The sequence below is a fragment of the Kitasatospora sp. NPDC057595 genome, assembly GCF_042800875.1.
Classification (GTDB): Bacteria; Actinomycetota; Actinomycetes; order Streptomycetales; family Streptomycetaceae; genus Kitasatospora.
Genome location: NZ_JBHVGL010000019.1, coordinates 81,209 through 87,904, shown reverse-complemented (window position 1 = coordinate 87,904; position 6,696 = coordinate 81,209). Strand labels below are relative to the sequence as shown.

Here is a 6,696-nt window from a genome sequence, read left to right as displayed (position 1 = left end):
AGCGCGCCCTCGAAGCCGCCGAAACCGCCGCCGAACAGCGCCGCGCCGAAGCCGAAACCGCCGCGGCCGAGCTGACCGAGCGCACCGCCGCCGAGACCGCCGCCGTCCGCGAAGCCGCCGAGGCCCACGCCGAACGCGTCCGCACCGAAGCCGAAACCGCCGCCACCGAACTCACCGAACGCACCACCGCCGAGGCCACCGCCGTCCGCGAAGCCGCCGAGGCCCACGCCGAACGCGTCCGCACCGACGCCGAGACCGCCGCCAAGGAGCTGCGCGAGCGGGGCGCCGCCGACCTGTCGCTGGCCGAGGAGCAGGCCGGGACGGTCCGCGCCGAGGCCGGCCGTGAGCTGTCCGAGGCCCGCGCCACCGCCGCGGCGATCCGCACCGAGGCCGGCGAGGAGTTGGAGCAGGCCCGGCGCGACGGCGAGGAGCTGGTCGAGGCCGGCCGGACCGAGGCCGCCGCGCTGGTCGAGGCCGCCGAGGAGGAGGCCGCCGAGGTCCGCCAGTCGGTGGCCGGGCTGCACGAGACCGCCTCCCAGCAGATCGCCGAACTCCGCGCCACCGCCGAGCGGGACGTCGAGGAGCTGCGCGAGCAGGCCGAGCGGGCCGCCGCCGAGGTGCGCGACACCGCCGACCGGGAGACCACCGAGCTGCGGGCGCTGGCCGACCGCGAGACCGCCGAGCAGCGCGAGACCGCCGAGCAGGAGGTCGCCCGGCTGCGCGAGACGGCCGAGCACGAGACCGCCGACCTGCGGGCCCGGACCGCCGCCGAGACGACCGCCCTGCGCGAACAGACCGAGCTGGAGCTGGCCGCCGACCGCGAGGCCGCCGAGGCCGAGCTGGCCCGTCAGTTCGCCGAGGCGAAGGCCCACGACGAGCAGCTGCGCGCCGAGGCCGAGGACACCCTTCGCGCCGCCCAGGAGGCCGCCGAGCAGCAGCGCGCCGACTCCGAGCAGTGGGCCGCCCGGACGGTGGCCGCCGGCGAGGAGCGGGCCGCCGCCACCGTCGCCGAGGCGGAGGAGTTCGCCGCCGCCCTGCGCACCGAGGCCGAGGAGTACGCGCTCGCCACCCGCGCCCTCGCCGACGAGTACGACACGGCCACCCACGGCCGCGCCGACGCCTACGACGCCGAGGTCCGGGAGACCGCCGAGCAGTTCGACAAGGCCACCCGCGAGCGGGCCAAGTCCGTACTGGAGAAGGCCTTCGCGGACGCCGAGGCGCTCGGCGAGGACGCCCGGACCACCGCGCTGGCCACCACGGCCGCCGCCGAGGAGCAGGCGGACGCGATGGTCGCCGCCGCCCGCAAGGAGGCCGACCGGCTGGTCGTGGCCGGCGAGGCCGCCGGGCAGGAGGCCGTCGAGAAGGGCCGGTCCGACGCCGACGCGCTGCTCTCCGAGGCCCGGCGGGACGCCACCGCGATCCGCGAGCGCACCGAGGAGCTGCGCGAGCGCACCGACGCCGAGGTGGAGGCCCTGCACGAGCGCGCCCGCAAGGAGAACGCGCAGGCCATGAAGTCGGCCGGCGAGCGGGTGGACGCGCTGGTGACGGCCGCCCAGGAGCAGCTGACCGAGGCCGAGGAGCAGGCGGTGGCCACCGTCGCCGAGGCCGAGGACCGGGCCGCGGCGCTGGTCGCGGCCGCCGAGGACCGGGCCAACGAGCTGACCTCGGAGGCGTCCACCGAGGCCAGCAAGGTCCGGCTGCAGGCCGTCCGCAAGGCGGAGGGCCTGCTCAAGGAGGCCGAGACCAAGCTCGCCAGCTCCACCGACCGCGCCGAGGCCCTGATCATCAAGGCCGAGGCCAAGCTGAAGTCCGCCCAGGACGAGGCGGAGGAGCGGCTGGAGTCGGCGTCGGCCGAGGCCGAGAAGCGGCTGCGGGCCGCCGACCGGGCCGCCGACGAGCAGGTCGAGCTGGCGAAGGCGGAGGCCGAGCGGCTGCTCGCCGAGGCACGGGCCGAGGCGCAGCGGGCCACCGACGAGGGCCGGCGCGAGCTGGACGAACTGGTGCGCCGCCGCAAGGACATCAACACCGAGATCTCCAGGGTGCAGGACGTGCTGTCCGCCCTGGAGGCCTTCGAGGCTCCGTCACCGGTCGCCCAGGCCAACGGGGGAAGCACCACCAAGAAGGACGGGGGGGCCAAGGCGGGTGCCGGAATTGGCTCTCCCCGATCGGGCGGCAATCGCTCCAAGAGCGCACCACCCGATTGAGCGGACATTGTCCGCGGGACAACGGCGTTTCGTCGCCGACACTCCGGTACCGTGTCAGGATTCCCTCAACCACCTCAGCGGTTTGACGACAGGAAGCCCAGAACCCCATGAGCGACAGTCACTCCCCTCACGGCTTCGACCTGGTGCGCCGTGGGTACGAGCGCGCCCAGGTCGACGAGCGGATCACCAAGCTGGTGGCCGACCGTGACAGTGCCTTGACCCGGATCAGCGCCCTCGAGAAGCGCATCGAGGAGCTCCACCTGGAGACCCAGACCGCCCAGGCGGCGGTCGCCGAGGCTGAGCCGTCGTACGCCGGTCTCGGTGCCCGGGTCGAGAAGATCCTGCGGCTCGCCGAGGAGGAGGCCAAGGACCTGCGCGAGGAGGCGCACCGCGCGGCCGAGCAGCACCGCGAGCTCGCCGAGGCGGCCGCCCAGCAGGTCCGCACCGAGGCCGAGAACTACGCCAAGGACCGCAAGGCCAAGGCGGAGGACGAGGGTCTGCGGATCGTCGACAAGGCCAAGAGCGACGCCGCCCAGCTGCGTGCCGAGGCCAACAAGGACGCCCAGAACAAGCGCGAGGAGGCGGACGCCCTCTTCGAGGAGACCCGCACCAAGGCCGCCCAGGCCGCGCTGGAGTTCGAGACCAACCTGGCCAAGCGCCGCGAGCAGTCCGAGCGCGACCTGGCCGCCCGTCAGGCCAAGGCCGAGAAGCGGCTGGCCGAGATCGAGCACCGCGCCGAGCAGCTCCGCCTGGAGGCCGAGAAGCTGCGCACCGACGCCGAGCGCCGCGCCCGCCAGACCGTCGAGACGGCCCAGCGCCAGTCCGAGGACATCGTGGCGGACGCCAACGCCAAGGCCGACCGCATCCGCAGCGAATCCGAGCGCGAGCTGGCGGCGCTCACCAACCGCCGCGACAGCATCAACGCCCAGCTGACCAACGTCCGCGAGATGCTGGCGACGCTGACCGGCGCGGCCGTGGCCGCCGCCTCGCTGCCGAACGACGACACCATGGGCGTGCCCGCCCAGCAGTCGCGCTGACGCGGCCCGCAGGCCCCCGACGGCCCCCGCCCTCCCAGGGCGGGGGCCGTCCCCTTTTCCTCAGCGCGGGTAGGCGCCGTCCGGGCGCTGGTGCCCGCAGCTCAGCTGGTTGCCCTCGTCGTCCGAGACCGTCCCGAACCACGAGGTGCACCAGACCGAGACCGAGTCCGGCCAGTACTGCACCTCGAAGGGGTGCCCGGGGCCGTAGTCGCCGTACGAGGTGACGATGAACGTCTCCCCCGGGCGCATCCAGTAGTCCTCGCCCAGCGGTTCCAGGGTCAGTTCGAGCAGCCCCTCGCCCCGGTTGGTCAACGGCATCCGGCCGGTCACCTCCAGCGCGGAGAAGTCCCAGCCGCCGGTCTCCGCCCGTTCCTCCCTCATCCCGCCGCCACCCGCTCCAGCAGGCGCAGCGCCACCGCGTCGAACGCCTCCGGCGCCTCGATCGCGCTCAGGTGGCCCACTCCGGGAAGCACCGTCAGCTCCGCGTCCGGCAGGGCCTCCATCATCAGCTCCGCCTCGGTGAGCGGCATCAGCGCGTCCTCGGCGCCCGCCACCACGGCGGCCGGCACCCGCAGCCCGGCCAGCACGTCGAGGCGCTCCGGCCGGACCGCCATGGCCCGCTGCGCCCAGGCGACGGCGGCCGGCGGGGCGGCCTCGATCAGGTCCTGCACCCGGCCGACCAGGTGCTGCGAGCCCGGGGCCAGCTGACCGTTCGCCACCCGCTCGTCGAGCAGCAGCCGGACGCTGTCGCGGGCCAGCACGGCGGAGGCGATCCGCTCCCGGTTCGTCCTGGCCGCCTCCGGGTCGGCGGTGGCCTTGGTATTGGCCAGCAGCAGGCCGGCCAGCCGGTCCGGGTGCCGCTCGGCGAAGGCCATCGCCACGTACCCGCCCATGGAGAGCCCGCCGAGCACCGCCCGGTCGATCCCCCCGGCGTCCAGCAGCCGGGCGACGTCGTCGGCGACGGCCTCCAGCGAGGGTTCCTCGGAGCCCAGCCCGGCGGCGCCGAAGCCGCGCTGATCGGGTGCGATCACCCGGGCCCGGTCCCCGCCCGGGCCGGGCAGCTCGTCCAGTTGGGCGGACCACATGGCGGCGTTGAGCGGAAAGGCGTGCAGCAGCACGAGGGGTGTTCCGGTGCCGCTCTCGCGGACCGACACTGCGGAGGGGAGCTGGGTCATGGGGCCACCGTATTCCGGTGTGCCCGGCGGGCCCACTCAGCAGGCCGCCTTGTCCGCATTGTCATAGTCTGACGGAGAGTGAGGGAGCTCCCATGATCGAGTTGCACGACCTGACCAAACGCTACGGCAGGACGCTGGCCGTGGACCGGCTGAGCTTCAGGGTCCCGGAGGGGGTGGTCACCGGGTTCCTCGGGCCCAACGGCGCCGGCAAGTCCACCACCATGCGCATGATCCTCGACCTCGACCGCCCCACCGGGGGCCGCGTCACCATCGACGGCAAGAGATACGGACAACTCAGCGAACCGCTCAAGTACATCGGCGCGTTGCTGGAGGCCAAGGCCGTCCACCCCGGCCGCACCGCCCGTGACCACCTGCTCTGGCTCGCCCAGAGCAACCGGATCCCCGAGCGCCGGGTGGACGAGGTGCTCGCCCTGGTCGGCCTCACCCCGGTCGCCCGCAAGCGCGCCCGCGGCTTCTCGCTCGGCATGGGCCAGCGGCTCGGCATCGCCAGCGCGCTGCTCGGCGACCCGGAGATCGTGATGTTCGACGAACCGGTCAACGGCCTCGACCCGGAGGGCATCCTCTGGATCCGCAACCTCATGAAGCGCCTCGCCTCCGAGGGCCGCACCGTCTTCGTCTCCTCCCACCTGATGAGCGAGATGGCCGTCACCGCCGACCACCTGGTGGTCATCGGCAAGGGCCGGCTGCTCGCCGACCTGCCGATGGCCGAGTTCATCCGCCGCAACTCCCGCTCCGCCGTCCGGCTGCGCAGCCCGCAGCCCGAGCGGCTGCTCGACGCCCTGGCCGGCGCCGGGCTGCGGCACGAGCCCGGGCCGGACGGCTCGTTCGAGGTGGTCGACGGCGACCTCGCCGCACTCGGCGAGCTGGCCGCCGCGCACGCCGTGGTGCTGCACGAGCTGAGCCCGCAGCAGGCCTCGCTGGAGGAGGCGTTCATGCAGATGACGGCCGACGCGGTCGAGTACCACGCCGGCGCCGGACCGGTGCACGGCCCGGACGGCACGCCCGGCACACCCGCCGCACAGGACGCGGCGGGCGCACCGGGCGCAGCGGGCGCCTGGGGCGCGAACTGGAAGGGCGGCCGGGCCGGACAGCCCGCCTCCCCCGGCACGGAGGAGAACTGAGATGGCGTCCTTCCCCGCGGTCCTGCGCTCCGAGTGGACCAAGATCCGCAGCGTCCGCTCGACGGTCTGGACCCTCGCGCTGACCTTCGTGGTCACCCTCGGCATCGGCGCCCTGCTGTCGCTGCTCACCAACAACAACTTCGAGGAGTTCCGCAGCGACAACGCCCCGTTCGACGCCACCGGCACGTCCTTCGCCGGCATCATGCTGGGCGAGCTGGCCATCATCGTCTTCGGCGTGCTGGCCATCGGCAACGAGTACAGCAGCGGCATGATCCGGGTCACCCTGGCCGCCGTCCCGCAGCGCGGCACCCTGCTCACCGGCAAGGCCGTGGTGCTCGGCACCCTGGCGCTGGCCGTCTCGCTGGTGACGGCCTTCCTGACCTTCTTCACCGGCCAGGCGCTGCTCGGCGAGCACTCCACCTCGCTCGGCGAACCGAACGTGCTGCGCGCGGTGTTCGGCGCCGCGCTCTACCTCACGATGCTCTGCCTCTTCTCGGCCGGCGTCACCGCGATGCTGCACAACCAGACCCTGGCGCTGGGCGTGCTGGTGCCGTTCTTCTTCCTGCTCTCGCCGATCCTCTCGGCGGTGCCCGGCGCCAAGACCGTCGCCCACTACTTCCCGGACTACGCCGGCTCCCGGATGCTGCTGGTCTACGAGCAGCACGACCAGCCGTACGGGCCGTGGGCGGGCTTCGCCATCTGCCTGACCTGGACGCTCGCCGCGCTGGTCGGCGGGGCGCTGGTGCTGAAGAAGCGCGACGCCTGAGCCCAGGGCGGTCAGTACCGGGGAGCGCCGCGGCCGCGGAGCAGGTTCGAGGCCCGGCGCTCCCGCGCGCCCCAGCAGGCCCGGTGCCAGTGCCGGCGGTCGTCCACCCCGGCGCCGTGCATCGGCCAGGCCACGATGTGGCCCATGCCGGGCGGGATCTCCTGGTCGCAACCCGGGCAGCGGTAGTGCCGGCCGGCCGTCCCGGCGACCGTCTGGACCACCCAGTCGTCACCCTGGTAGTTCTCGGTCCGGCGCATCGAGCCGCCCAGCGGTGCGGCCGGCTCGGCCTGGTCGCGGTCGGCGGCGCTCTTGATCCGGTTGCGTCGGGGCGACACGGCAACTACCTCTCTACGAGTTGCGGGAACCGTTCCA

General features: G+C 74.0%; 6 protein-coding genes and 1 pseudogene. 4 read left to right on the top strand and 3 right to left on the bottom strand.

What is annotated here, in order from left to right; genetic code table 11:
* Nucleotides 1-2,204, top strand: a pseudogene (locus tag ACFU9E_RS26125) (hypothetical protein); the annotation flags it as partial.
* A 107-nt stretch (nt 2,205-2,311) separates the two neighbouring features.
* The gene (locus ACFU9E_RS26120) at nt 2,312-3,241 is read left to right on the top strand and encodes a cellulose-binding protein (RefSeq protein WP_344345574.1); all 930 of its coding nucleotides are present in this window, start codon (nt 2,312-2,314) and stop codon (nt 3,239-3,241) included.
* Between the two features lie 60 nt (nt 3,242-3,301).
* On the opposite strand, the gene ACFU9E_RS26115 is transcribed toward ACFU9E_RS26120, so the two are convergent.
* Entirely contained in the window at nt 3,302-3,622 is a 321-nt protein-coding gene (locus ACFU9E_RS26115) for a hypothetical protein (protein ID WP_355371377.1), read from the bottom strand.
* Nucleotides 3,619-4,416: an alpha/beta fold hydrolase gene (locus tag ACFU9E_RS26110; protein ID WP_380681297.1), complete on the bottom strand. Its 798-nt coding sequence runs from the start codon at nt 4,414-4,416 to the stop codon at nt 3,619-3,621. Before ACFU9E_RS26110 ends, ACFU9E_RS26115 begins: the two co-directional genes overlap by 4 nt.
* 92 nt (nt 4,417-4,508) lie before the next feature.
* On the opposite strand from ACFU9E_RS26110, the gene ACFU9E_RS26105 reads away from it, so the two are divergent.
* Nucleotides 4,509-5,558 (top strand): ABC transporter ATP-binding protein, encoded by a 1,050-nt coding sequence (locus tag ACFU9E_RS26105; protein WP_380681299.1) that lies wholly within the window; start codon nt 4,509-4,511, stop codon nt 5,556-5,558.
* Nucleotide 5,559: 1 nt separating this feature from the next.
* Nucleotides 5,560-6,324 (top strand): ABC transporter permease subunit, encoded by a 765-nt coding sequence (locus ACFU9E_RS26100; RefSeq protein ID WP_380681301.1) that lies wholly within the window; start codon nt 5,560-5,562, stop codon nt 6,322-6,324.
* Between the two features lie 11 nt (nt 6,325-6,335).
* Here the strand turns inward: ACFU9E_RS26100 and ACFU9E_RS26095 are convergent, their stop codons facing one another.
* Complete coding sequence (locus tag ACFU9E_RS26095; protein WP_380681303.1) at nt 6,336-6,659, bottom strand: ATP/GTP-binding protein; 324 nt, start codon at nt 6,657-6,659, stop codon at nt 6,336-6,338.
* Nucleotides 6,660-6,696 lie beyond the last annotated feature (37 nt).